This is a genomic window from Methylobacterium sp. 2A (assembly GCF_009806555.1).
GTDB lineage: Bacteria > Pseudomonadota > Alphaproteobacteria > Rhizobiales > Beijerinckiaceae > Methylobacterium.
This window is the reverse complement of sequence record NZ_VUOK01000013.1, coordinates 38,067-63,206: the sequence shown is the minus strand read 5'-3', so window position 1 is coordinate 63,206 and position 25,140 is coordinate 38,067. Positions and strand designations below refer to the sequence as shown.

At 68.1% G+C, this 25,140-nt stretch carries 22 protein-coding genes; 8 read left to right on the top strand and 14 right to left on the bottom strand.

Annotation, left to right across the window (positions count from 1 at the left end; translation table 11 throughout):
• Nucleotide 1: 1 nt before the first annotated feature.
• Complete coding sequence (locus tag FVE89_RS06430; protein ID WP_160533209.1) at nucleotides 2-2,203, bottom strand: 3-hydroxyacyl-CoA dehydrogenase NAD-binding domain-containing protein; 2,202 nt, start codon at nucleotides 2,201-2,203, stop codon at nucleotides 2-4.
• Nucleotides 2,204-2,316: 113 nt separating this feature from the next.
• Between FVE89_RS06430 and FVE89_RS06425 the strand changes: the two genes are divergently transcribed.
• Nucleotides 2,317-3,096 carry an EAL domain-containing protein gene (locus FVE89_RS06425; protein ID WP_160533208.1) on the top strand — a complete coding sequence of 260 codons (780 nt, stop codon included), beginning with the start codon at nucleotides 2,317-2,319 and terminating at the stop codon, nucleotides 3,094-3,096.
• A 30-nt stretch (nucleotides 3,097-3,126) separates the two neighbouring features.
• On the opposite strand, the gene FVE89_RS06420 is transcribed toward FVE89_RS06425, so the two are convergent.
• From FVE89_RS06420 to rpsT, 4 genes are all read right to left on the bottom strand, one after another.
• Nucleotides 3,127-3,633 (bottom strand): hypothetical protein, encoded by a 507-nt coding sequence (locus FVE89_RS06420; protein WP_160533207.1) that lies wholly within the window; start codon nucleotides 3,631-3,633, stop codon nucleotides 3,127-3,129.
• 120 nt (nucleotides 3,634-3,753) lie between these two features.
• Nucleotides 3,754-4,962: an acetyl-CoA C-acetyltransferase gene (locus FVE89_RS06415; RefSeq protein WP_160533206.1), complete on the bottom strand. Its 1,209-nt coding sequence runs from the start codon at nucleotides 4,960-4,962 to the stop codon at nucleotides 3,754-3,756.
• A 262-nt stretch (nucleotides 4,963-5,224) separates the two neighbouring features.
• On the bottom strand, nucleotides 5,225-6,718 hold the full coding sequence (gene dnaA, locus FVE89_RS06410; protein ID WP_160533205.1) for a chromosomal replication initiator protein DnaA: 1,494 nt from the start codon (nucleotides 6,716-6,718) through the stop codon (nucleotides 5,225-5,227).
• 500 nt (nucleotides 6,719-7,218) lie between these two features.
• On the bottom strand, nucleotides 7,219-7,485 hold the full coding sequence (gene rpsT, locus FVE89_RS06405; RefSeq protein WP_007561677.1) for a 30S ribosomal protein S20: 267 nt from the start codon (nucleotides 7,483-7,485) through the stop codon (nucleotides 7,219-7,221).
• Nucleotides 7,486-8,395: 910 nt separating this feature from the next.
• On the opposite strand from rpsT, the gene FVE89_RS06400 reads away from it, so the two are divergent.
• The 3 genes from FVE89_RS06400 to FVE89_RS06390 all read left to right on the top strand — a co-directional run bounded on the left by FVE89_RS06400 (nucleotide 8,396) and on the right by FVE89_RS06390 (nucleotide 10,012).
• Nucleotides 8,396-8,644, top strand: coding sequence for a hypothetical protein (locus FVE89_RS06400; RefSeq protein ID WP_160533204.1), 249 nt, complete (start codon nucleotides 8,396-8,398; stop codon nucleotides 8,642-8,644).
• Between the two features lie 193 nt (nucleotides 8,645-8,837).
• Nucleotides 8,838-9,605: a hypothetical protein gene (locus tag FVE89_RS06395; protein ID WP_160533203.1), complete on the top strand. Its 768-nt coding sequence runs from the start codon at nucleotides 8,838-8,840 to the stop codon at nucleotides 9,603-9,605.
• 167 nt (nucleotides 9,606-9,772) lie between these two features.
• Nucleotides 9,773-10,012, top strand: coding sequence for a hypothetical protein (locus tag FVE89_RS06390; protein WP_342389635.1), 240 nt, complete (start codon nucleotides 9,773-9,775; stop codon nucleotides 10,010-10,012).
• Nucleotides 10,013-10,068: 56 nt separating this feature from the next.
• On the opposite strand, the gene ccmB is transcribed toward FVE89_RS06390, so the two are convergent.
• Both ccmB and ccmA read right to left on the bottom strand, forming a co-directional pair.
• Nucleotides 10,069-10,737, bottom strand: a complete 669-nt coding sequence (gene ccmB, locus FVE89_RS06385; protein WP_160533202.1) for a heme exporter protein CcmB — start codon at nucleotides 10,735-10,737, stop codon at nucleotides 10,069-10,071.
• Complete coding sequence (gene ccmA, locus FVE89_RS06380; protein WP_160533201.1) at nucleotides 10,734-11,372, bottom strand: heme ABC exporter ATP-binding protein CcmA; 639 nt, start codon at nucleotides 11,370-11,372, stop codon at nucleotides 10,734-10,736. Before ccmA ends, ccmB begins: the two co-directional genes overlap by 4 nt.
• Before the next feature lie 103 nt (nucleotides 11,373-11,475).
• On the opposite strand from ccmA, the gene FVE89_RS06375 reads away from it, so the two are divergent.
• Nucleotides 11,476-11,661 (top strand): hypothetical protein, encoded by a 186-nt coding sequence (locus tag FVE89_RS06375; protein ID WP_160533200.1) that lies wholly within the window; start codon nucleotides 11,476-11,478, stop codon nucleotides 11,659-11,661.
• Here the strand turns inward: FVE89_RS06375 and FVE89_RS06370 are convergent, their stop codons facing one another.
• The 3 genes from FVE89_RS06370 to FVE89_RS06360 are packed head-to-tail and all read right to left on the bottom strand — an operon-like array spanning nucleotide 11,662 to nucleotide 14,272.
• Nucleotides 11,662-12,417, bottom strand: coding sequence for an RNA methyltransferase (locus FVE89_RS06370; RefSeq protein WP_160533367.1), 756 nt, complete (start codon nucleotides 12,415-12,417; stop codon nucleotides 11,662-11,664).
• A gap of 29 nt (nucleotides 12,418-12,446) precedes the next feature.
• Nucleotides 12,447-13,019: a hypothetical protein gene (locus FVE89_RS06365; RefSeq protein ID WP_160533199.1), complete on the bottom strand. Its 573-nt coding sequence runs from the start codon at nucleotides 13,017-13,019 to the stop codon at nucleotides 12,447-12,449.
• Nucleotides 13,016-14,272 (bottom strand): ATP-binding protein, encoded by a 1,257-nt coding sequence (locus tag FVE89_RS06360; RefSeq protein ID WP_160533198.1) that lies wholly within the window; start codon nucleotides 14,270-14,272, stop codon nucleotides 13,016-13,018. The genes FVE89_RS06365 and FVE89_RS06360 overlap by 4 nt, the downstream gene beginning before the upstream one ends.
• A 196-nt stretch (nucleotides 14,273-14,468) precedes the next feature.
• On the opposite strand from FVE89_RS06360, the gene FVE89_RS06355 reads away from it, so the two are divergent.
• Nucleotides 14,469-15,683: an NADP-dependent isocitrate dehydrogenase gene (locus FVE89_RS06355; protein WP_160533197.1), complete on the top strand. Its 1,215-nt coding sequence runs from the start codon at nucleotides 14,469-14,471 to the stop codon at nucleotides 15,681-15,683.
• 279 nt (nucleotides 15,684-15,962) lie between these two features.
• Nucleotides 15,963-16,910, top strand: a complete 948-nt coding sequence (locus FVE89_RS06350; RefSeq protein WP_160533196.1) for an alpha/beta hydrolase — start codon at nucleotides 15,963-15,965, stop codon at nucleotides 16,908-16,910.
• 399 nt (nucleotides 16,911-17,309) lie between these two features.
• Here the strand turns inward: FVE89_RS06350 and FVE89_RS06345 are convergent, their stop codons facing one another.
• Nucleotides 17,310-17,747, bottom strand: coding sequence for a DUF3429 domain-containing protein (locus tag FVE89_RS06345; protein WP_160533195.1), 438 nt, complete (start codon nucleotides 17,745-17,747; stop codon nucleotides 17,310-17,312).
• 138 nt (nucleotides 17,748-17,885) lie between these two features.
• Nucleotides 17,886-21,203, bottom strand: coding sequence for an SEL1-like repeat protein (locus tag FVE89_RS06340; RefSeq protein WP_160533194.1), 3,318 nt, complete (start codon nucleotides 21,201-21,203; stop codon nucleotides 17,886-17,888).
• Between the two features lie 425 nt (nucleotides 21,204-21,628).
• Between FVE89_RS06340 and FVE89_RS06335 the strand changes: the two genes are divergently transcribed.
• Nucleotides 21,629-23,416, top strand: a complete 1,788-nt coding sequence (locus tag FVE89_RS06335; RefSeq protein WP_160533193.1) for an acyl-CoA dehydrogenase C-terminal domain-containing protein — start codon at nucleotides 21,629-21,631, stop codon at nucleotides 23,414-23,416.
• Between the two features lie 115 nt (nucleotides 23,417-23,531).
• Here the strand turns inward: FVE89_RS06335 and FVE89_RS06330 are convergent, their stop codons facing one another.
• The gene (locus FVE89_RS06330; protein WP_160533192.1) at nucleotides 23,532-24,812 is read right to left on the bottom strand and encodes an O-acetylhomoserine aminocarboxypropyltransferase; all 1,281 of its coding nucleotides are present in this window, start codon (nucleotides 24,810-24,812) and stop codon (nucleotides 23,532-23,534) included.
• A gap of 107 nt (nucleotides 24,813-24,919) precedes the next feature.
• Nucleotides 24,920-25,135: a hypothetical protein gene (locus tag FVE89_RS06325; protein WP_160533191.1), complete on the bottom strand. Its 216-nt coding sequence runs from the start codon at nucleotides 25,133-25,135 to the stop codon at nucleotides 24,920-24,922.
• Between the last annotated feature and the right edge of the window lie 5 nt (nucleotides 25,136-25,140).

The following is a 25,140-nucleotide window of genomic DNA, read 5'->3' as shown; positions in this document are numbered from 1 at the left end:
CTCAGGCGGCGCGCTTCCGGGCCTCCCCGTAGAAGGTGCCGCCGCGCTCCGCCATGGCGGCGAGGATTTCGGGCACGGCAAACCGTGGGCCGTGCTTGGCCTCGAGCGTCCGGGCGAGATCGACGAAGGCCGCCGCGCCCATGAAGTCGATGTAGGACAAGGCCCCGCCGGTGAACGGCGCGAAGCCGAAGCCGAGGATCGAGCCCACATCCGCCTCGCGCGGGTCCGTCACCACGCCCTCGCCCACCGTGCGGGCGGCCTCCAGCGCCTGCACCACCAGGAGGCGCTGCTTCAGCTCGGTGAAGTCGACGGACTCGGGATCGAGCCGGTTCGGCTGAAGATCCGCCAGGCCGGGCCAGAGACGCTTCGGCGCACCCTCGGGATAATCGTAAAAGCCCTTGCGGTTCTTCCGGCCGAGACGGCCCTGCTTCTCCACCAGTTCGGACAGGATCGCCTTCTGCGCCGGATCGACGGCCCCCTGCCCCACCTGCGCCTCGGTGGCCTTGGCGATCCTGAGCACCAGATCGAGGGCGACCTCGTCGTTGAGGGAGAGCGGCCCGACCGGCATGCCCGCCTGACGGCCGGCGCTCTCGATCATGGCGGGCGGCACGCCCTCGGCCAGCATCTTGTGGCCTTCGAGGATGTAGGCGCCGACGCAGCGGTTGGCGAAGAAGCCGCGGGCGTCGTTGACGACGATCGGGGTCTTCTTGATCAGCCGCACGTAGTCGAGCGCCGTGGCGAGCGCCGCGTCGCCGGTCGCCTCGCCCTTGATGATCTCGACCAGCATCATCTTCTCGACCGGCGAGAAGAAGTGGATGCCGACGAACTGGTCCGGCCGCTGCGAACTCATGGCGAGCCCGGTGATCGGCAGGGTCGAGGTGTTGGAGGCGAAGATCGCATCGGGGCGGATCACCGCCTCGACCTTCCGGATCACCTCGGCCTTCACCTTGGGATCCTCGAACACCGCCTCGATCACGAGGTCGCACTCGGCCAGCGCGCCGTAATCGGCGGTCGCCTGGATGCGGCCGAGCAGCGCGTCCCGGTCGGCGGTCTTGGCGCGGCCCTTGTTGATCTGGCCGGTGATCAGCGTGTGGGCGTAGGCCTTGCCCTTCTCGGCGGCCTCCTCCGACTGATCGACCAGCACCACCGCGATCCCGGCCTGCGCGGTGACGTAGGCCACCCCTGCCCCCATGAAGCCGGCGCCGACCACGCCGACCTTGCGCAGATTCGTAGCCGGCACGTCCTTCGGCCGGCGCGCGCCCTTGTTCAGCTCGCCCATGGAGATGAACAGCGTGCGAATCATCGCCGCCGCCTCCTTGCTGCGCAGGATATGCGCGAAGTACCGACTCTCGACCCGCAGGGCGAGGTCCATCGGTAGCTGCAGGCCCTCGTACACGGAGGCCAGGATCGCCTTCGCGGCCGGGTAATTGTCATGCGTCTCGCGCCGGTAGATCGCGTTGGCCGGCGGCCAGATCATCATGCCGGCGGGCGAGTAGACCTTGCCCGACGGCGCCTTGAACTTCGGCACGTCCCAGGGCGCCACCGCCGAGCCGCCCTCGCGGATCCAGGCCTTGGCGCGCTCGACGATCTCGGCCTGCGGCGCCACCGCGTGGATCAGGCCCATGCCCTTGGCCATGGGCGCGCGAATCTGCTCGCCCTTGAACAGCATCTGGAGGGCGTCGCCGGTCTGCATCAGCCGGGCGACGCGCTGCGTGCCGCCGCCGCCCGGGAACAGCCCGACCTTGATCTCCGGCAGGCCGACCCGCGTCTTCGCATCGTCCGACGCGACCCGGTAATGGCACGACAGCGCCAACTCGAAGGCCCCGCCGAGGCACAGGCCCTGGATCGCCGCCGCGAAGGGCTTGCCGCAGGTCTCCAGTCGCCGGAACAGCAGCGACAGGCGCCGGGCGGCCTCGAAGAAGTGGCGCATCGCCACCTCCTCACCCTGCTCGGCCTTCAACGTCTCGTAGGCGAGGCCGTGGCTCTGCAGCATGGTGAGGTCGGCGCCGGCGGAAAAGTTGTCCTTGCCCGTGGCGATGACGCAACCCTTGATGGCGGCATCCGAGGCGACCTGCTCGATGATCTGCTCGAACTGGTCCATCACCGCTTCGGTGATGACGTTCATCGAGCGGCCAGGCATGTCCCAGGTCGCCACGGCGATGCCGTCGGGATCGGTCTCAAACCGGAAATCGGTCAACGTCATGGTGCCGTCCTCCCAGAGAAGCGTCGGAAAGATACCGAAGCGATCACGTTAAGGTTGTGTAGAGCGCGGTCGGGCACAGTCCGTCGATCGGGGGGCACCGACGGAAGCCAGCCATGACGAAGGTAACCGGGTGCCGCGCCTGTCGCGCGGGTACCGCCCTCGACTTCGAGTTCTCGATGGCTTTCCAGCCGATCGTCGACGTCCGCGCGGGCTCGGTCTGGGCCTACGAGGCCCTGGTGCGCGGCCCGAACGGGGAGCCGGCCCCGACGGTCCTCGACCGGGTGACGGACGCGAACCGCTACCAGTTCGATCAGGCTGCCCGCGTCCGGGCGATCGAGCTCGCCGGCCGGCTCTTCCCGCGGGACAGCGGCACGCGGCTGTCGATCAATTTCATGCCGAACGCCGTCTACGAGCCGGTCGCCTGCATCCGTGCCTCCCTGGAGGCGGCAAGGCGCGTCGATTTCGCCCATCAGCGGCTGATGTTCGAGTTCACCGAGCAGGAGCGGTTCCGCGACATCGCGCATGTGCAGGGCATCGTCGCCGCCTACCGCAAGCAGGGCTTCCTCACGGCGCTCGACGATTTCGGCGCGGGCTTCGCGGGCCTGAGCCTGCTGGCCAATTTCCGGCCCGATCTGATCAAGATCGACATGGATCTGGTCCGCGGCATCGACACCGATGCCGGGCGACTCGCCATCGTGTCGGGTGTCGTCGCCATCGCCCGGGCGCTCGGCGTGACGGTCCTCGCCGAGGGGATCGAGACCGCGGCGGAGCGCGAGGCCCTGCGCGCCCTCGGGATCGACCTGATGCAGGGCTACCACTTCGCCAAGCCGATGCTGGAGGCGCTGCCCCCGGTAGCCGGCTTCGCGCCCATGACCGCCGCGCGCGCGGCCTGAGGCCAGCCGGGGGCGCGCGGCAACCATCGCCTACTTCTGCGCCGGGGCGGGCGCCGCGGTCGGCGGCACCGGCGGCGTGCCGGGCTTGGGCGCATTGTCGGTCGCCGAGGCCACCGCCAGCATGTTCAGGAGCTTGGTGACCGAGTTCTGCGAGATCGCCGTCACCGAGGAATTCGGATCGGCGTTCATGGTCTGGAACTTGAGGTAGGTCGGGTCCGAATAGATCTCGTCGAGATGCTTCAGCTCGGCGAGGCTGAACTTCTCGGCGTATTCCTTCGACAGCCCCTCGACCATGATGCCGCGCTGCTTCTCGAACTCGGCGGTGAGTTCCTTGCGCACGGCCTCGGCGCGGGCCTCCGGCATCGGCGCGACGGTCTTCTCCAGCGCGACGTTGAAGCCGGTCTGCAGGTTCTTGATCAGGGTCTTGTTCACGAGAGTCGTGGCGGCGGCGACGCGGTCGGCCGCCTCGTCGGCATGGGCGGCGAGCGGCAGGCTCAAGGTGACGCCGAGGCACAGCGTCGCGATCAGGCGGTTCAAGGGCTTGTCTCCCAGGGTCTTATCGTCCGGTCCGGATGCGGGCCGGACGTCGCCCGCGCCTCTAGCAGCGTTCCCGGACTTTGGGGAGCGGCGGCACGCCGCTCCCGGACGCCGCAGCGGTCAGACCCGCTCGATGATCGTCGCCGTGCCCATGCCGGCGCCGATGCACAGCGTGATCAGCGCGCGCTCCTTGCCGGTCCGCTCCAGCTCGTCGAGCGCCGTGCCGAGGATCATTGCGCCCGTCGCGCCGAGCGGATGGCCCAGCGCGATGGCGCCGCCATTGACGTTGACCACGTCCGGGTCGAGGTCGAAGGCTTGGCAGAAGCGCAGGACCACCGCCGCGAAGGCCTCGTTCACCTCGAACAGGTCGATGTCCGACAGGCTCATCCCGGACTTGGCCAGGACCTTGTGGGTGACATCCACCGGACCGGTGAGCATCAGGGCCGGGTCGGAGCCGATATTGGCGAAGGCCCGGATCCGCGCCCGCGGGCGCAGGCCCGCGGCTTCCCCGGCCGCCTTCGAGCCGACCAGCACGGCGGCCGCGCCGTCCACGATGCCGGAGGAATTGCCGGCATGGTGGACATGGTTCACCGCCTCGACGTCGGGATGCGCGTCGGTCGCCACGGCGTCGAAGCCGCCCATCTGGCCCATCTGCACGAAGGAGGCCTTCAGCGCGGCGAGCGACTGCATGTCGGTGCCGGGGCGCATGTGCTCGTCCCGGTCGAGCAGGGTGATGCCGTTCACGTCGCGCACCGGGACCACGGAGCCGTTGAACAGCCCCTCGCCCCAGGATTTCGCCGCGCGCTCCTGCGAGCGGACCGCGTAGGCATCGCACGCGTCCCGGGTGAAGCCGTACTTGGTGGCGATCAGGTCGGCCGAGACGCCCTGCGGCATGAAGTAGGACTTGATGGCGATCGCCGGATCGACCGGCCAGGCGCCGCCCGAGGCGCCGATGCCGATGCGGCTCATCGATTCGACGCCGCCGCCCACCGCCATCTCGTGCTGGCCGCTCATGACCTGCGCGGCCGCGAAGTTTACCGCGTCGAGGCCGGAGGCGCAGAACCGGTTGATCTGCACGCCGGGCACATGGGCACCGTAATCCGCGACCAGAGCCGCCGCCCGGGCGATGTCGCCGCCCGCCTCGCCCACCGGATCGACGCAGCCCAGCACCACGTCGTCCACGAGGCCGGTATCGAGGCCGTTGCGGTCCTTGAGGGCGCGAAGCGCCGTCTCGGCGAGGCGCAGAGCCGTCACCTCGTGCAGGGAGCCATCCGCCTTGCCGCGCCCGCGGGGCGTGCGCACGTGATCGTAGATGAAGGCGTCGGTCATCAGCACTCCCCGGGGTGTCGGTCCTCGCCTCGCGGCGACGCGGCCTTACAGGGCCGTCTCGGTTCGCGCTACTGTGCCACGGCGCGCGCGTCCCCGGCCAGCCCCAATCGCGGGGAGCCGGCGGAGGACGCGTGACAGCGTGATGGATTTGGCAGCGGTCGTCGTAGAGAACGCGCCGGGCCTGCGCGGTCGGGCCGGGCGCCCGCGGCCCCGGGCATCACGATCCCGGCCAGTTCAGATCCGGCCGGGACCTGCGACGCAGCTAGTCCTGCAGCATCCGCTTCAGCAGCTCGACTTCATCACCGAGCACCGAGTCTTCGCCGATCTGCTTCTCGATCTTGCGGACGGCGTGGAGCACCGTGGTGTGATCCCGCCCGCCGAATCGCCGGCCGATCTCAGGGAGCGAGCGCAGGGTCAGCACCTTCGAGAGGTACATGGCGATCTGGCGTGGCTTGACCACCGCGGCGGTGCGGCGCTCCGACAGGATGTCCGAGCGCGAGACGTTGTAGCGCGAGGCCACCAGCTTCTGGATGTCCTCGATCTTGATGCGCTTCGGCTCGCGGTTCTTCACGAGATCGCGGATCGCGGCCTCGGCGGTCTCCATCGTCACCGCGGTGCCGGTGAGCGTGGCGTGCGCCAGCAGGCGGTTCACCGCGCCCTCGAGATCGCGGCCGTTGGCGGTGATCGCCCGGGCGACGTAGGACGCCACCTGCGGCGAGACGTCGAAGCCCGGATGCGAGGCCCGCACGGCGGCGAGCCGCGCCGACAGGATCGAGACCCGCAGCGCCTCGTCGAGGGCGGTGATCTCGACCACGAGGCCACCGCCGAGGCGCGAGCGGACCCGCTCGTCCAGCGCCTCCAGCTCGGTCGGCGGCCGGTCCGAGGCGACCACGACCTGCCGGCCGGCATCGATCAGCGCGTTGATGGTGTGGCCGAACTCGGCCTGGATCGACTTGCCCTGAATGAACTGGACGTCGTCCAGGATCAGGAGATCGATGCCGCGCAGGCGCTCCTTGTAGGCCAGCGCCGACTGCGTCTTGAGGGCGTTGACGAAGCCGTACATGAACCGGTCGGCCGTCAGGTAGATCACCCGGCGCCCCGCCTCGCGGGCGGCGTGGCCGATGCCGTGCAGCAGGTGCGTCTTGCCGAGGCCGACGCCGGCATGGAGATAGAGCGGGTTGTAGAGGGCGCCCTCCCCCTGGTGGGCGGCGACCCGCTCGGCGGCGGCGTGCGCCAGGGCGTTGGAGCGGCCGATCACGAAGCTCGCGAAGGTCAGCCGCGCATCGAGCGGCGTGCCGCTGAGGTCGCCGCCGGCCTCCGTGGCGGAGCGGGGCTCCGGCGCGACCGCGGCGACCGGAGCCGGGGTGCCCGCCGCGTGCAGACGGGCGAGCGGACCGCTGGCCGGGCTGGCCTTGGGCGCGCCCGTCGCGACCGTGCGGACCGGGGCACTGGAGCCGCGCACGCCGACCTCGATGCGTGCAATCTCCTCGACCTCCGCCTTGAAGGTGTTGAGCACGCGGTCGAGGTAGTGGGACTCGATCCAGCTCTTGAGGAAGCGGGTCGGCACCGTGAGACGGGCCGTGCCGCCCGAGACCGCTTCCAGTTCCAGGCGGGCGAACCAGCTCGCGAAAACGTCCTCTCCGAGCTCGGCGCGGAGCCGGCGCTTCACGCGCGCCCAGGCGGATCCGTAATCCATGGTGCCACCGCCGTTGCGGCCGCCCTCGTCGTCGCTCGCCACCGTTCCGTCGACACGCATCATTGGCTCTCCTGACGCTGCCCCCGGAGTCCCGCAGGCCGCGCCTACGCACGATTTACGCCTTCAGAGTCCCGCCAGAACGGGCGGGACAGGGTCCCCCGAACGGAGTCAAGCCCATTGCGAGGAACTTTTGCCGATTGGGAGAGCCTATCAACAATTACCTACGGTTCCTTTAACAGTGGGACTTGTGGGGATGGCGCCGATTCCCATCCGAAAGTCTTTCTGGCGACGCCGAGCGATCCCGCTAGAGTCTTGGCGAATCGGAATGATTCGGCAGAATCTCGAACTCACCGCGTTTTGCTTGATCGGTGTCAGTTTTTGTTAAGCTACACGGCGCGCCGAGACTCTGCAATGTCGCCGATTCTTGAACAGGGTTAATGCTTCCCGAGCGGCCGGCCCGGGAGTCGGCCAGGGTGCCGGGACAGGGGCGAGAAAGCGGGCATGAAAAAAGCCCGACTCATGGAGCCGGGCTTCGAACCGTCTGAAGGCTGCGGGTGGTTTTAGGCGGCGAGCGCCTTAACCCGAGCGGCGAGGCGCGAGACCTTCCGCGAGGCGTTGTTCTTGTGAACGATGCCGTGCTGGGCGGCGCGCATCATCTCGGGCTCGGCGGCGCGGAGGGCGGCGAGCGCGTCCTGCTGGTTGCCGGTGGCGATGGCCTCCTCGACCTTGCGGACGAAGGTGCGCATGCGCGAGCGGCGCGAGCGGTTGATCGCCGTGCGCTTGGCGATCTTGCGGGTCATCTTCTTGGCCGAAGCGGTGTTGGCCATGGAATCCTCGTTCTCTTCGTCGGGCGATGCCGACGGGCCGGGCTGGCCGGAGATCGGTCGTCGCGTCAGGTTGTCTGGCGATGGCCGAGACGCAGCGCGCGCGAAAGCACGGCCTCTCGGCGAAGCGGTCTCTATAGTGAGGGGTGCGCGCTGCGTCAACGCGGAACAGCCCGCAGGCGCCGGAACGGGCCACGGGTCTTACATCTTGACATTTTTCCTATTTTCTTGTTTTGTTCCTAACGGATCGCCAGAGGGCGGGACGGCGGGGCGAGGCGACGATGCGTGACGAGTCTCAAGCGCACGGCGAGGCGATCGTGCTGCGCAACGTTCTTGCCGGCCTCGCCCTGGAGACCAAGCTGATCCGCCTGCAGCGGCAACTCCATGCCAAAGGCTGGGAGACGCAGCCGCGCGCTCCCGCGGGACAGCCAAACGGCGGCGAGTGGGTGCAGGGCCCCAGCGGCGGCCAGTGGACCTCACTCCACGAGGATCGGCCCGGCGACCCCTCCCCTCAAGATCCGCCCCCGCTCACGGAAGCCACAACGCTGGAGGATGGGACACGCGTCCTGTCGATCCGAATACACGCGGGGCGAAAGCCCTTCGACGAACAACATACCGTCACAGCGCCGGACGGCGAGAGCCGGGCCTTCGAGACATCCGGGGAACGCAGACGATTCGGGATGGCAAGACAGGCGAAATCCTGTCTCGGACCACCTTCACGCCGACCGGTCTCGTCGCCGACCCGATCGTTCAACAGGCCTTCGCCCCAGCCCTACCGCTGATCGCCGCCCCCGTCATCGCAACCTTCGAGCTTGGGTTGCAGCCTCTCACGTATCTTTCCGCTCGCGAGGATGGATACGGCACTGTCTTGGGCCTTACCGCGCAAGAATATAAATTCGGGGACGATCCACAGATGAGTATGCCGATGTGGATCGGCCGGCTTAGCCAAGCGCAATTGGATGACGCCTGTCCGAGAAACGGGGAAGTGCAGGCCATTGTGGACGAGGTAACTGCACGCGTGACGGCGCAAGGTGGGTATGCAAATGCGACCCAGCTGGGTACGAAGATCCATGTTGAGATCGCGCGCATCATCAATGAGATGCATGATTCAAATTTCGTTGCAGAATTAATTTTGGCCGATTTGACAATAACGGAAAGATGATTCTGCTAGGCAGCAAAAGATCTGACGTATTTGAACGACCACGGATCGACACTGCATGTATTTACGATCCAAAAACCGGAAGCAGGGGATGGACCCCTAAACAGGCCGTCGATTCCATTAAAGCGGCGAAGCGTAAACTTCCCGAAGTGGTCCGATTTATCATGATACAATTAAGGCCCAGGAAATGGCCAAAATGACGCGTGCATCAACACAACAAATTCGAGCTCTTTCTGAGCCATTGATAGATCGAAATTATGATGTTTCTTTCACAGGCGGTAAATTTCTCTGCGTTCAAAATGTTGGACATATTGCGAGGCAGATCCGAGTCTATAATCGCCCCAGTCGTGGCTATTTTACGCTCGAATGGAGGCTCACCGAATTATATATCCGAGGGGATAAATTCGATTTTGGAGGTTATGGTCGATCGATCGGCATGATCGGTCGGTCGCGTCAGTTCAAACCAGCTGGCAAAGGGGGAGTTTGGGATTGGGACGACCCGACAATCTTCGGTGATTTCGTCAATCAGATCGAAATTGAGGTCCTTCCACTCCTTCAATCGTTAGACTCGATCGAAAAAACTGTAACATTTATTTTATCACAAGAAATGAGAGGATATTTATTTCACAAAGATCACATTTGGATGGCCTTTACAAACGCTGCACTAGGTGAATTCGCAATCGCCAAAAAACACTGGGATCTGATTACCCCGAGCTTCAAGGAGCGGTACGAAAAACAAAAAATGACCCGTGATGGGCTGATCTCTGGTTACCTCCAGAGCTGCGTTGCCGTGGGGGAAGCCCTGCAGGCCGGCGATCAGATGGCTTTGGCGAAGCTTCTCTGGGAGAACGAGCGCACTGAAGCAGATCGTTTCAAACTCGGCCGCCACTGGCAGCCGACCGCGTTCCCATTTCAGAAAGCTAAACCGCCGATCGCGGCCGCCTGCGTACCCGACCAACGATGATTGGCATCGAGGCGGACTTTATCTCGATGACTTGCAGGGTGGCCACAAGTGGAAGGTTGGCGAGACAACCACAATAGAGTGGTCGGAAAGTAACGGCAATCTAAGCGTTCGCTATGATTCCTGTGTCGCCCACGTGCCAGCCGTCAACTCGCCGAGGAGGAATACGCGTGGGAAGTCATACGATCTTCGACGTGCTGAAAACTCTGGAGGAAGCCAAAATTTCCTTCCGGCTCGCGCGGGATCGGCCGGATACGATCAGGGTCGACGCAACGCTCTTCGGGTTGCGCCTCGAGATCGAATGCTTCGACGACAACCACGTCGAGGTATCGACCTTCCGGGGGACGGAAGACATCGATGGAGAATACGACTATCTGCTAAAGATACTGGCCGAGAATCCCATGGATTAGACTCGGCAATGCCCTATTGCGGCCTTCGGCAGGACGCGACGTTCGATCGTCAAGCCTCACTCCGGCCAGCGCAAAGCCGCCGCCGCCGCCAGCGTCCCGACGACGGCGGCGATCAGCGTCAGCGCGGCCAGCACAGCCAGGGGCACGAGGAACGGCACCGTCCCCCCGCTCGCCGCCTGGGCGGCCGAGACGCCGAAGATCAGCGTCGGGATCATCAGCGGCAGAACCAGCACGGCCAGGATCAGCCCGCCCCGGCGGATCGAGGCCGTCAGCGCCGCCCCCACCGCGCCGATGAAGCTGAGCGCCGGCGTCCCGGCGAGCAGCGTCAGGGCCGTGGCGCCCATGGCGGTGCCGTCGAGGGCGACCAGCAGGCCGAAGAGCGGCGCGGCCAGGGCGAGGGGCAGGCCGGTGGTGAGCCAGTGCGCCGTCACCTTGCCGAGCACCACCAGTTCGAGCGGCACCGGGGCGGCGGTCATCAGGTCGAGGGAGCCGTCCTCCTCGTCGGCTTGGAACAGGCGGTCGAGGCCGATCAGCGTCGCCAGCACCGCGGCGAGCCAGAGGATCGCCGGGCCGATCCGTGAGAGCAGGTTCAGGTCGGGCCCGAGGGCGAACGGCACCAGGGCAACGATCATCAGGAAGAACACCAGCGACAGGGCGCCGGACCCGCCGACACGACCGGACAGGCGCAGGTCGCGGGCGATCAGGGCGAGGACTGCGCGGATCACGCCCATTCCTCCTGCACATCCTCCACCGGGGCAGCGGCGGCAGCCTCGATGCGCAGCTCGGCGGCGTCCGCGAGGCCGAGCGCCTGGTGCGTCGCCGCGATCACGAGGCCGCCGCCGTCCCGGTGGTCCGCCATCAACTCGGCGAGCACGGCCTGCGACGCCGTATCGAGGGCCGCGGTGGGCTCGTCGAGCAGCCAGAGCGGCCGGGCGCAGACGAGGAGCCGCGCGAGCGCGACCCGCCGCCGCTGGCCGGCCGAGAGATAGGCCACCGGCAAATCGTGGGCGTGGCCGAGGCCGAGGCGCTCCAGCGCGTCGTGGGGTGAGAGGCGCGGCGCACCGAGGAGACGCTGGGCGAACAGCAGGTTCTCGCCAGCCGTCAAGGAACTCTTCAGCCCGTCCCGGTGACCCACCGCGTGCAGGCATTCCGGCAGGCTCGCCTCACCGACATCGGCGACGTCGATCCGACCGGCATCCGGTCGCAGCCGGCCGGACAGGATCGCGAGCAGGCTCGACTTGCCGGCGCCGTTGCGTCCGGTCACCGCCAGGGCGTCGCCGGGCCCGAGGGCGAAGGACAGGTTGGCGAAGATGCGGCGGCCGGAGCGGCGGCAGGCCAGATTGTCCACGCTGAGCCGCACCCGATACTCCGCCCTCTCCCGTTCCACCCTCCATGCCCGATTGCGCCCTGGAACGGAACCGCACGGCCGAGCTGGGCTTTCGTTCTGAAACGGAGGATTGCCGATGGCCGAAGCGGGGAACCCGAGCGAGGCGGACGTCGCCGCGACACCCGACGCGGTCGCCGGCCGCGCCAAGGTCGAGGCGCGCATGGCCGCCTGCACCCCCGAAGAGCAGGCCGCGTTCTGGGAGGCGGTCGGACGCTGCTTCGGCGGCGGCAAGCCGCCTGAGATGGAACCAACGCCTCAGTAGTCAGACGCCCTTGCGGGTCAGCGCCCGCAGCGCGCCGCGGAAGGTGCGGACATCCTGCTCGGTCAGGCTCATGCGGTGGAGCATGTCGCGCATGTTGCGGGCGATGATGTCGCGCTTCTCCGGCGGATAGAAGCCGGCCGCGTCGAGGGCGGCTTCCAGGCTCCCGAAGAGCGCGACCAACGCTTCCCGGGTGGCCGGCGGCGACAGGAGTTCCCCGGAGAAGGGCAGCCGCGCCCGGCCGCTCGCCTGACGCCACGCATAGCCCACGAGCAGCACCGCCTGGGCGAGGTTGAGCGAGGGGAAATCCGGCGAGACCGGGAAGGTCACGATCGCATCGGCGAGCGACACCTCGTCGTTGGTGAGCCCGACCCGCTCCCGCCCGAACATCACCGCGGTCCGCTGCCCCTCCCGGGCGACCAGCTCGGCCATCGCGTCATCGGGCGAAAACACCCGCTTCATCTGCCCGCGCTCGCGCGCCGTGGTGGCCAGCACGTAGTGGCAATCGGCGATGGCCTCGGCGACGCTGCCGAAGAGCGTCGCGCGGTCGAGGACATGCGTCGCGCCGGAGGCGGCCTCGCGCACGCCCTTCTTGGGCCAGCCGTTCTTCGGATTGACGAGGCGCAATTCCGACAGGCCGAAATTCGCCATGGCGCGGGCGGTCATGCCGATATTCTCGGCGAGCTGCGGCTCCACGAGGATCACCGTGGGGGCGAGGCCGGGAGAAATCTCCAACTCACGCGTCTGACGCTGCGGCATGGGATGCTCGCCCGGTTCCGTCTTGAAGCTCACCGGAGAGTCCTAAGTGTAGAAAGACGATCGGCCAGACCGCCGAAATCCTCGGGGCAAAGCTGGCGGATCCGGTCGATGCGCCGGGCAGCCTCGTTGCCGAGCGTCCGGCGCCCGCCGCCCGGCTCAGATGCGAGACCTCTTATGGAGGCGAAGGGAGCAAAGAAGTCCTCCTTCACGTCCCGAGCATTGCGCACGTCCTGCCATCGCCAGCCAGCTGGGAGATCGCAGCCCGCCAACGCCCAGGTTTCCACCTCCTGCCAAGCCTCGACCGCGATGAGGCGGGTCCGGGATGCGAAATGGGCTTCGATCGCGTCCAGTCTCCGGCGTCGGTTCGGATCGGAATCCCGATCGACACAGAGGATGAAGGTATCGACCATCCCGGCATAGCGCGCCACGACGGCTTCCAACCGTGCGATATTCAAGGCTTGATCGATGCCGCCCATGAGCGGATCGCGGCAGGCCATCAGCTTGGGACGGGCAAAGCCCAGATCCGCGAGGAGCGCTCGCAAGACCGGTTCGAGCAGGAAGGCATCGTTGCGGCTGTCCTCGGGGACGACCAGAAACCTCATTCGGCGGCCTCGGCCGAATCCTCGAAATACAAGGCGTCCTCGAACCAGCCGGATGCGTGCAGGCGGCCCAGCCCCTGTTGCGAACGCAGCGCGGCGATGTTCGGCAGGTCTACGATACGCCGGATGGTCGAGCTGTGGCCGGCGGGGGGGCGGTAGACCACGGAGGTGTTCTCGAAGGTCGCGTCCCCGACGATCGTCAGGAGATCGGGGGAATGCGTCGTCGTGACGACCTGAATCGGCGACTGCGCAACCCGCCGCTCGATGAGGTCGATCAGGACGCGCATCCGCGCGGGATGCAGGCCGTTGTCGATCTCCTCGAAGAAGAAAAGGCCGCCTTCGCGCTCCGCGAGGAGCGCGACCGCCATGGCGAGGAAACGCAGCGTCCCGTCGGACGCGCTGAAGGCCGAGACCCGTGAGCCGCCGGCATCGACCAGAAACAGGACGACCTGGCCAAGCGTATCGAGTTCGAAGGCAAAATCGGAAACGTCCAGAGGCGTCAGTTCGGCGATCCAGGCGAGCAGCGTGCGCTTACGATCAGGGTCGGCGGCGATGGCCTGAAGCACCGTGGCGAGGTTCTCGCCGCTCTCGCCCATGATGGTCTGCCCCGGGAAGGCCGGCTTGCGCATGGCGTCGGCGGCCAGATCGAGGAATCGGATTTCCGACAAGGCCGTTACGACGGCGCTGACCATGGCGCGTAGTTCCGCCGCCACACCCTTCTTGTGCGCCAGCTGGGTCAGGGCAGGGTGGTCGCGGCGCAAGGCCATGCGCCGCCCGAGGCCGCGTGATCCCTCGCCAGCGCGCAACCGGATTTCTAGGTCATCGGAATCCTCAGGCTGGCCGATGGTCTCGAAGATGGGTGACTTCCAGGCCGTATCCAGGGTTTGGAGACATTCCCGATCGAGCAGGAATCGGCCCCGATCGGGCTCGCGGGAGACCGTGATCTCGTACGAGAGCCGACCGAAGGTCGCGGTTCGGATATCGAGACCAATCGCAAAACGCGGCTGGCCGAAGCGGACAATCTCGGTCGCGGCACCCCGCAGCGGCGCCCATTCGCGGTAACCGCCTTCGCCATACCGGCCACCGATGATCTCGGCCAGAGCGTAGCCGCGCCCAACGCCGTGGAGGAAACGGAAAGCGTCGCGGATATTGCTCTTCCCGCTGGCGTTCACACCGATGACGACCGTCAGGCCGCCGATCGCGAGAGTGGCGTCGGAAAAGCTCTTGAAGTCGTGAAGGCGCAGGCGTTCCAGCATCGATTCCTCGCCGGGGCCCCGGAACAGTCCCGCACGACGGACCGGCCGTCAATCGAAGGACGACGCTCTTTGTCAGCATCCGGCGACGGTGTCGACCACTTCGCCTTTTCCCTCCGGACAGTGCGCGTTAAGAGCCAGCCTCGACCGCACGGCCCTTGCATGCCGTGCGCGGGGACAACGCGGAAGGCATCGGTTCATGGCGAAGATCAAGGTAGCGAACCCCGTCGTCGAGCTCGACGGCGACGAGATGACCCGGATCATCTGGGCCGAGATCAAGAATAAGCTGATCCATCCCTATCTCGACGTCGATCTCGAATATTACGACCTCGGCGTCGAGCACCGCGATGCCACCAACGACAAGGTGACGGTCGATGCCGCCGAGGCGATCAAGCGCCACGGCGTCGGCGTGAAGTGCGCCACCATCACGCCGGACGAGGCCCGCGTGAAGGAGTTCAACCTGAAGGAGATGTGGCGGTCGCCGAACGGCACGATCCGCAACATCCTCGGCGGCGTGATCTTCCGCGAGCCGATCATCTGCAAGAATGTCCCTCGGCTCGTGCCCGGCTGGACCCAGCCCTTCGTGATCGGCCGCCACGCCTACGGCGACCAGTACCGCGCCACGGACTTCAAGGTGCCCGGCAAGGGCCGGCTCACCATCAAGTTCGAGGGCGATGACGGCACGGTCATCGAGAAGGAGGTGTTCAAGTTCCCCGAGGCCGGCGTCGCCATGTCGATGTACAACCTCGACCAGTCGATCATCGACTTCGCCCGCGCCTCGATGAACTACGGGCTGGCGCGCAAGTACCCGGTCTATCTCTCGACCAAGAACACCATCCTGAAGGCCTATGACGGCCGGTTCAAGGACCTGTTCCAGAAGGTCTACGAGGACGAGTTCGAGGCGAAGTTCAAGGCGCTCGGCATCACCTACGAGCACCGCCTGATCGACGACATGGTGGCCTCGTGCCTGAAGTGGTCGGGCGGCTACGTCTGGGCCTGCAAGAACTACGACGGCGACGTGCAGTCCGACACCGCCGCGCAGGGCTTCGGCTCGCTCGGCCTGATGACCTCCGTGCTGATGACGCCGGACGGCCAGACCGTGGAGGCCGAGGCCGCCCACGGCACCGTCACCCGCCACTACCGCGAGCACCAGAAGGGCCGCGAGACCTCGACCAACTCGATCGCCTCGATCTTCGCCTGGACCCGCGGCCTGTCGCACCGCGCCAAGCTGGACGGCAACGAGGATCTGGCGAAGTTCTCCGCCACCCTGGAGAAGGTCTGCGTCGATACGGTCGAGGCCGGGTTCATGACCAAGGATCTGGCGCTGCTCGTCGGGCCGGAGCAGAAGTGGCTCTCGACCACGGGCTTCCTCGACAAGGTCGATCAGAACCTGAAGACCGCCATGGGTGCGTGAGGCGCTCACGTCTCGATCGACGATGCGGCGGGCGTCCTGTAGGGCGCCCGCCGTTTCGTTTCAGGGCTGGCGGGGGCGAGCCGGTCGACTCAAATGCGGTCCATGTCCTCACGACGCCGCGCTGCGCGTTCGATCCGAACGCCCGGATATGCTTGTCTCGATCGGCCTTCCCGCCACCTGAGGTACGCAAGCTCGATCGGGTCACCGCGGTAGCCTGCGGGCTTTGGTGAGGGGCGAGACTACAATCCATCAGACGAAGAACCGGAAGGAACTGACGCGATGACGTTCGATCCCGAGGTCGAGAAACTGCTGGTGCGGATGCGCGACAGTCGCATGCCGGCGTTCGAGCAGTTGAGCGTACCGGACGCTCGTCGACTGTACATGGTTCAAGCCGACACGATCGGCGGCCCCATCCTTCCCAACATCGTCGTCAGCGATCGCACCGCGCAAGGGCCGCTCGGGCCGATTCCGCTCCGGCTCTACCGCCGGAAGGGGGAGCCGGAGACCGATTCGCCCGCCCTGATCTACTTCCATGGTGGCGGCTGGGTCATCGGCAGCATCGAGACTCATGACCGCGTCTGCCGGCAGATCGCTGACCGGGCTGGCGGCGCCGTCGTATCGGTCGATTATCGTTTGGCCCCCGAGCATCCTGCTCCTGCCGCGGCCGACGACGCCATCGCGGCCCTGTCTTGGATCCGCGGCCATGCTCGCGACCTCGGGCTCGATCCGGATCGGCTGGCCGTGGGCGGCGACAGCGCGGGCGGGAGCCTGTCCGCCGTCGTCGCGCAAGCCGCCCGGGACGCCCAGATCCCGTTACGCTGCCAGATTCTCCTCTACCCCAGCACGGATGTCCGCCCCGAATCCTGGTCCTACCCGTCACGGACTGCCAATGCCCAGGTGCCGCCGTTGACCCGCCCGGTGATGGATTATTTCATGAGGCATTTCCTGCCGAACGAGGCCTTAGCGCAGGATTGGCGGGTCTCCCCACTGGCGGCTCGGACGCTCGAAGGCGTCGCACCGGCGTTCGTGATCACCGCCGACTGCGACATGCTCCACGACGAAGGCCGCCTCTACGCCGACCGCCTTGAGGCTGCGAACGTCGCCGTGTCGAGAATGAACTTCCCCGGCATGATCCACGGCTTCATCGAGATGGCCGGCGCGCTGTCCGCCACGCACGAGGCCCTCGACGCGATTGCCTCCACGCTCAGGAAATACCTGAATGAATGAACCGGGATGGGCGGATTCGTCGGTCTTTCCGCGGATCGCACCGTTCCCCACCGGGGATCACCGGGACCGCTGCATCCGCGGCCGGCACGACCGGCACCCCACGGCCCGCACCCCCGCCTGATGTGCCAGGGCCGGCGACTTCGTGCAAATGAGAGTCGCCCAGCAAATCCATCGCTGTGTACTGCGGTGGGCATCGGCCGGTGGCTCAAGCAGGCGTGGCTGCCGCGCGTCGACAAATCCCTGTCGGCCAAGTCCGGCCAAGCGCCAAACGTCTGCTTTCGCAGTTCAACGCGCGAGAGCAGACGGGCCGTGAAGCCCCCTTATCGGACCGACGGACAATCAAGCCGGGCCAGTGCGAATCCGAAAGGTTTCGACTGACGCGACCGGCGCGCCCTCGCCTCAGGCGGCCACCAGCAGCGCAGCCCCAGCGACCCCCGACAACACCAGCCGCAGCCGCCCGAGCCACAGCGGCGCGAGGCCGCGGCGGGGCAGATCCTGGTCGATCAGGCCCCAGGCGAGCACGAGGACACCGAGGATGCGCAGGTCCCACGGTGCCGGCGCCGCCATAGCGGCCCAGGCCACGAGGGAGGGGACGATCGCCACGAGGTAATCGGCATTGCCGGCGTTGCGCGCCGCCGCGGCGCCCCAGCGGATGCCGCCGAGGAACGAGGCGATCACCGCCCCATAGGCCGAGAGAATGGTGCGCGGCGCCAAGCCAAGGCTGCTCAGGCCGCCGTCGCTGCCCGAGACGGCAAGGGCCGAAAAACCCAGGAACGGGATCAGACCGGCCACGCCGAGCACGAGGGCGCCGATCGGGATGGTGTTCCGGCGCGCCATCCATCCTCCGAGCAGCGGCACAGGCTGGCGACCCGCGCGGCCCCACCTCGGTCCGACGCCGCCCGGCCGGAGCGTTCCCGCATCGCGGGAGCGCGGTCAAGCTCGGATTCTCCGGCGCCGCGCTCCGACGAAACCCCGCTAGGACCGCTTCGGAGCGGCCGTGAAAGCGACGGAGCTTGGCGCAGGAGCGCCGAGCAGCGACATCGGGGCGGTGACACCGGGTTTCGGGCTCGGCGGCTCGTTGACCGCCGCGTCAATCTTTCGCGGCTTGAACGAGGCCGCCAGGGACTTCGCGCTGGCGAGTTCGGCGGTGCTCAGCTTGTTAGCCACGTCGTCGCGCTTCTTGGCCGCGTCGTCGTCGCCCTGCGCGGCGGCGGCCGCGAACCACGCGTAGGATTGCACCAGATCCTGCGTCAGCCCCATGCCGCGGGCGTAGAGCACGCCGAGGTTGTACTGGCTGTCGCGGACGCCGTATTCCGCCCCCTGGCGGAACCAGGAGGCCGCGGAGGCGAAATCCGGCTTGCCGTTGGCGGCCGGGTTCTCGGCGAAGATCACCGCGAGATTGTGCATCGACCGGGCATGGCCCTGCTCGGCGGCGCGGCCGTACCAGAGCTTCGCCTTGTCGAGATCGCGGACCACGCCGGCCCCCTTCTCGTACTGGCCGGCGATCTTATACTGCGCCGGGGCGTAGCCCGCCGCCGCCAGCTTCTCGAAGAGCTTGGCGGCCAGCGCGAGGTCGCGCGGCATGCCGCGGCCGTCGGCTTCCCGGACCGCCAGATCCCAGACCGCCGTGCCGTCGCCGTCGAGGGCTGCCGCCTTCACCTTGGCGAGGCCGGGCGGCACGCCGCCGAGATCGGCCTGCAGGGTGTTCATCCCCGCGACCTGCGGCAGGGCGGCTTTCGCACCGGACGCGCGCGCTTCGGCAGGAACCGGGTTCGGCAAGGCCTGGGTGGTCGTCGGATCGGTCACCGGCGGCTTTGCACCCGGCGCATCCGTCCAGCCCTCGGCTCCGGCCACCTTGGCAATCTCCTTGGTGGCGTCCTTTGCGACCTCCTTGGCAGCCCCGCCGGACCCGGATCCGGCAGCGGCCTTCGCGGGATCGCCGGCCGCCTCGCTGCCCGCGGGCACGGCTTGGCTCCCGGCGACGACCGGGCGGGGCTCGGCCGGGGCGCGCAGCTTGACCGTCTGCAGGGCACCGAGCGCCAGGACGATCGCGGCGAGCCCGAGCAGCAGCGGCCGACGCCGCCGGTCCATCTCGCTTCGCAGGCGGCTCAGGCGGCCCGGCTCGTCCGTCGCCAGCGCGGTCGCGGACTTGGTGGGGCGGCTGTCCCGGCGGTCGGTCGGCGCCTCGGCGGCGAGCTCCGCCTGCGCGGCCTGCGCGGCCCGGCGCGCCGCCGCGATGAAGCTCGTCTTGATATCGCTCTCGGCGCCGGGCTCGACTCGCGGCCGAAGGGGAGCCGATTCCGCCTGCGGATCCTTGGCGGCCCGGCGGCTTGGCGCATCGCGGCCGCCGCGCGGCGCGCGCACCGGCCTCCCGCTCCCGGGTTCCAGCAAGTCGTCGGCGCGCACGGGGGCCTCGGGTCCCACCGGGCGGCCGGCCGGGTTCACGTCGGCGGCGGTGAGCGTCACCTCCGGGCTCGTCGACGACATCAGGCGCGCGCCGAGGGAGGGAGCCCGCGGATCCGCCGCGTCCGCCGGGCCGAGCCGGACGAGAAGGCGTTCGAGGGCGGTCTGCACACCTTCCAGCGTGGCGCCCAGGCGCTGATCCGAGGCGGCCTGCCGCGCCTGCATATCGGCGAGACTCGCGCGCAGAAGGCCGATCTCGCCCGAATCCGCGGCGATGCCGGCCCCGCTCAGGGTCTGCGCGACCGCGTTGCGGGCGGCGCGCTCGACCACGGCCTCGCTCGGCGCCGCGTCCCGGAGCGCGGCGACCTGCGCCAGCAGATCGCCCATGGTGCGCTCGAGGCCCGCCAGCGCGGGATCGCCGCCATGGGGCGTATCCAGCCGGTCGGCCAGGGTCATCACCTGCTTCTCGAGGGCATCGAGGCCGTCATGCTCGCTGGCTTCGTCCACCTTCTCGGCCAGGGTGTGGAGCATGGCCTGGATGGAGGCCATCTCGCCGGGCTGAGGCTGGGCCGCCGCGTCGATCGCCTCCGACCGCTCCTGCCGTGCGCAGAGGTGATCGACCTTCTCGGCCAGCGCCTGGATCTGCTCGGCGAGCGCCGCGGGCGCGGCGACCTTCACCTCGCCGCGGATCTCCTCCAGCAGCGGGCGCAGATCCGGGCCGGCCCCGATACGCTGCAGCTGCACCACCTGGGCGCTGACGACCTGCAGGCTGTTCGCGAGGCTCTGGATCCGCTCCGGATCGGCGAGCGCCGTGATCAGCTGCCGGATCGCGTCGAGCTCCGCGAACAACGCGGCGAGGGTCTGCCCCTCCGGATCCGTCGGACCGGTTGCCGCGACAGCGTCGAGCCGCTTGGCCAGGCGGCGGACATCCTCCGCGACACGGGCATGGACATTCTCGGCGACCTCTTCGGCCAGGCGCTCGACCTGTAGCCGGATCTCCTCGATCGGCGCCGCGATCGCGGTGAGATCGGTGCCGACCTGGGCGCGCCCGAGGCCGCTCGTGAGCGCGGTGACGGCCTGCTCCAGGGCACCGACGTCGCGGCTCGTGGCGAGCTGATCGATGGCCTGGCGCAGGCGAACGGTCTCCAGCTGGAGCTCGGACAGGGCCGTCGAGGTCGCGGCGGCGTCCTCGGTGCGGGCCTCCAGCCGGCGGGCGAGGTCCTGGCGCATGCTCGCGACGACGCCGCCATCGGCGGGCGGCGCGGCGGCGTCGCCGGCAGCCTCCGACAGCTCCCGCTGGCGCTGGCGGATGTCCTGCACCGCGCTGCGGATATCGGCCGGCGCCGGGCGCGACCGCCGTCCGGGCTGACGCGTCGCGGCGACCTGCTCGCCGAGCTGCGACATGCGGCGCTCGATGTCCCCGAGCCGCTCGGTGACCTGCTGGACGGGGGCGGCGTTCAGGGCGCGCTCGATCCGAGCCTCGATCTCGGCCAGACGCCGCGCCTCGGCGATCTGCGCTTCACGCCGCTCCGCGTCCAGCGTCCGGTCGAGGCCGTCGAGCCGGTTCATCAGCGCGGCGAAGCCCTCGCCGTATGTTTCTGCGACCGGCGCCGGCCGATCCTCTGCCGGGGGATTCGTCTGGTGGGCGCCGATCCGGTCGATCCCGGCTTCGGCGCGGACGGCGGCCTCCGGCCGCGCGGCCCGGTCGAGCTGCTCGGCCCGGAGGCGGCGACGCTGGCGGCGATTGCCGGGGAGTCCGGCTTGCGGCTGCGGCACGACCGAGGCGATCCAGGTCTCGAGCGGGACCCCCGCCCGCGCGGCGACGTCGCGGGCAGCGTCGAGCACCTCGGGATCGAAACTGTCGAGCTGCGGCATCGCGGTGCGGGTCATCGGGGGCCTGTGGTCGGCAGCGTGCGTCGTCCAAACCGGTGTGCGGCGCCCAAATGGGTCTCCACGGAACGCGCCCCGGATCGTTCGGGGGCGATCATTAACTTTCTTGGTAAACACGAGGTTAAGGGTGTTCTGACTTGGTAATCGGAACGGATTTAGCGCCGTTGCCGGACACAAAGCAGTTCGAGGCCGCCCTAAGCCTTTGTTTCGATGCACTCTCTGATGCCGAAGCGGTCTCGATGGCGGCGCAGAGCGCTCGCGTGACGCCGGAGGCGGCGACGCGCCGACACAAGTCCCCTGACCATCCGGCGTCAGCCGCGTGCGCGACGGGCCTGAGCCGTTGCTCCGCAGCGCGCGGAGCGGTTACATGGGCTGCTGAAAGCGGATCGCACCGAGAGATCCGCGCAGACGGGGGAGGCCTCACGATGCCGCAGTACCGCGCACCGGTCGACGACACGCTGTTCCTGCTTTCCGACGTGCTGGGCTTCCATGCGCGGGACAATCTCGCGGGCTTCGCCGACGCGTCCCCCGATGTCGTCGAGGCGGTCCTGCGCGAGGGTGCCAAGCTCGCCGAGGAGGTGCTGGCGCCGCTGAACCGGACCGGCGATCTCGAGGGCTGCCGCCGGGAGGCCGATGGCAGCGTGCGTACGCCGACCGGCTTCAAGGCCGCCTACGACACCTACGCGCGCGGCGGCTGGATGGGCCTTTCCGTACCCGAGACGTATGGTGGGCAGGGTCTGCCGCACACGCTCAATACGGCCATTCAGGAATTCGCCTCGGGGGCGAATCTGGCCTTCGGCATGTATCCGGGCCTGACCCAGGGCGCGATGGCGGCCCTGCTGGTCCACGGCACGGAGGATCAGAAGGCGCTCTACCTGCCCAGGATGGTCGAGGGTGCCTGGACCGGCACCATGAACCTCACCGAGCCGCATTGCGGGACGGATCTGGGTCTCCTCAAGACCAAGGCCGCGCCGAACGGCGACGGCTCCTACAGCATCACCGGCACCAAGATCTTCATCTCGGCCGGCGAGCACGACCTCGCCGAGAACATCGTGCATCTCGTCCTCGCGCGGATCGAGGGCGCGCCGGCCGGCACGAAGGGTATCTCCCTGTTCGTGGTGCCGAAATTCCTGGTGAACCCGGACGGGTCGCTCGGCGCCCGCAACGGCGTGTCCTGCGGCTCCCTGGAGCACAAGATGGGCATCCACGGGAACGCGACCTGCGTGATGAACTACGACGGGGCGACCGGCTGGCTGGTCGGCCAGGAGAATCGCGGCCTCAACGCGATGTTCGTGATGATGAACGAGGCGCGGCTCGCCGTGGGCGTGCAGGGCCTCGGTCAGTCCGAGGTCGCCTATCAGAACGCCGCCGCCTATGCGCGGGACCGGCTCCAGGGGCGCGCCCTGACCGGCGCCAAGGCGCCCGAGAAGGCGGCCGATCCGATCATCGTCCATCCGGACGTGCGCCGGACCCTGCTGCAGATCCGCGCCTTCAACGAGGCGGCCCGCGCCCTGATGCTCTGGACCGCGCTGCAGGCCGACATCCTGCACCGGTCCGAGGACGCCAAGGAGCGACAGGCGGCCGACGACTATCTCGGCCTGATGACGCCGGTGGTGAAGGGTGTCTTCACCGATCGCGGCTTCGCCAACGCGGTCGAGGCGCAGCAGCTGCTGGGCGGCCACGGCTATATCGAGGAATGGGGCATGTCGCAGTTCGTGCGCGATGCCCGCATCGCCATGATCTACGAGGGCGCGAACGGCATCCAGGCGATGGACCTGATCGGTCGCAAGCTGCCGAAGGATGGCGGCCGGGCGATGATGACCTTCCTCGGCGAGGTCCAGACCTTCGTGAAGGATCACGGCGAGGATCCGGCGATGGCGCCCTTCGTCAAGCCGCTCCAGGCCGGGCTGAACGATCTCCAGGGCGCCGTGATGTGGCTGATGCAGAACGCGTTTTCGAAGCCCGACAATGCCGGCGCCGGCGCCACCGATTTCATGCACCTCTTCGGGCTCGTCGCCCTCGGCTACATGTGGGGCCGGATCGCCAAGGCCGCGCTCGCCAAGCAGGCCGCGGCGCCCTCCCCGCGCTGGGAGTCGAAGCTCACGGGCGGCCGGTTCTTCATGGAGCGGATGCTGCCGGAGACGGGCCTGCGGCTCACCCGGATCAAGGCCGGGGCGGAGAGCACCATGGCGCTGGAGGCTGAGGCGTTCTGAGCGTCTTGCCAGCCACGGTCCTGACGGGTCGTGGCTGGCGGCTTGGCTGCGCGGCCGTCAACCGCAAGGCGATCGACGCTGCGAGTCGCTTCGCTTCGGCGGCAAGTAGCACCCCTCAGGCACTGAGCGCCCCATCCAGATCCTCGATCAGATCCGCCGGATCCTCCAACCCGATCGACAGGCGCACCACGTCGGGTCCCGCTCCCGCGGCGGTCTTCTGCGCGTCGGTGAGCTGGCGGTGGGTCGTCGAGGCCGGGTGGATGATCAGCGAGCGCGTGTCGCCGATATTGGCGAGGTGCGAGAACAGCTGGAGATTCGAAACCAGCTTCACCCCCGCCTCGTAGCCGCCCTTCAACCCGAAGGTGAAGACCGCACCGGCCCCGTTCGGCGTGTAGCGCTTCGCGAGCTGGTGGTAGCGATCGGTCTCCAGGCCCGGGTAGCTCACCCACGACACCGCCGGGTGCTGGACCAAGTGCTTGGCGACCGTCAGCGCGTTGTCGCAATGGCGCTGCATCCGCAGCGGCAGGGTCTCGATGCCGTTGAGGATCAGGAAGGCGTTGAAGGGCGAGAGCGCCGGGCCGAGGTCGCGCAGGCCCAGCACCCGGCAGGCGATCGCGAAGCCGAAATTGCCGAAGGTCTCGGCCAGCACCATCCCGGAATATTCCGGCCGCGGCTCACTCATCATCGGATAGCGGGCGTCACCGGCCCATTGGAACGTGCCGCCGTCGACGATCAGGCCGCCGATCGAATTGCCGTGGCCGCCGAGGAACTTGGTCGCCGAATGCACCACGATGTCGGCGCCGTGCTCGAACGGCCGGATCAGGTACGGCGTCGCCATGGTGTTGTCGACGACGAGCGGGATGTTGTGTTTCTTGGCGATCTGCGAAAGGGCCGCGAGGTCGGTGATGACGCCGCCGGGATTGGCGATGGATTCGCAAAAAATCGCCTTGGTGCGCGGGGTGATGGCCGCCTCGAACGAGGCCGGATCGTCGTTGTCCGCCCAGGCGACCGACCAGCCGAAGTTCTTGTACGCGTGATTGAACTGGTTGATCGAGCCGCCGTAGAGCTTGTTCGACGCCACGAATTCGTCGCCCGGCTGCATCAGCGCGTGCATGGTCAGGAACTCGGCCGCGTGGCCGGAGGCGACGGCAAGCGCGGCGGTTCCGCCTTCGAGGGCGGCGATGCGCTCCTCCAGCACGGCATTCGTCGGGTTGGTGATCCGCGTGTAGATGTTGCCGAAGGCCTGCAGCCCGAACAGCGAAGCGGCGTGGTCGACATCGTCGAACACGAAGCTGGTGGTCTGGTAGATCGGCGTCGCCCGCGCGCCGGTGGCGGCGTCGGGTGCGGCGCCCGCGTGGATCGCGAGTGTGTTGAAGCCGGGCAGGCGGTCGGTCATCGTCGTGTCTCCTCCGGTCAGGCGAGCCTCTACGCCCGTGCGGGAGCAGGGAGCAAGGGACGGCGCGAATCAGCGTCGCCGGGCCTGTAAGTCCGGAGCGCCGTCGGCTACGCCTCCGGGTGCGGACCGATATCGACATGCGGCTGACCGGCATCGACCAGGGCGCGATCCACGGCCTCGATGGCCAGGAGGGTCCGTGTCAGGTCCTCGGACATGGAAATCGGCGCCACGTCGAGGCCGCCGATCCGGCGGGCGATGGCGTTTCGCTGCCGTGCCAGCGCGGCCCGGGCACGATTCAGATCCTGGATCTCGTCGGCGGTCATCCGCG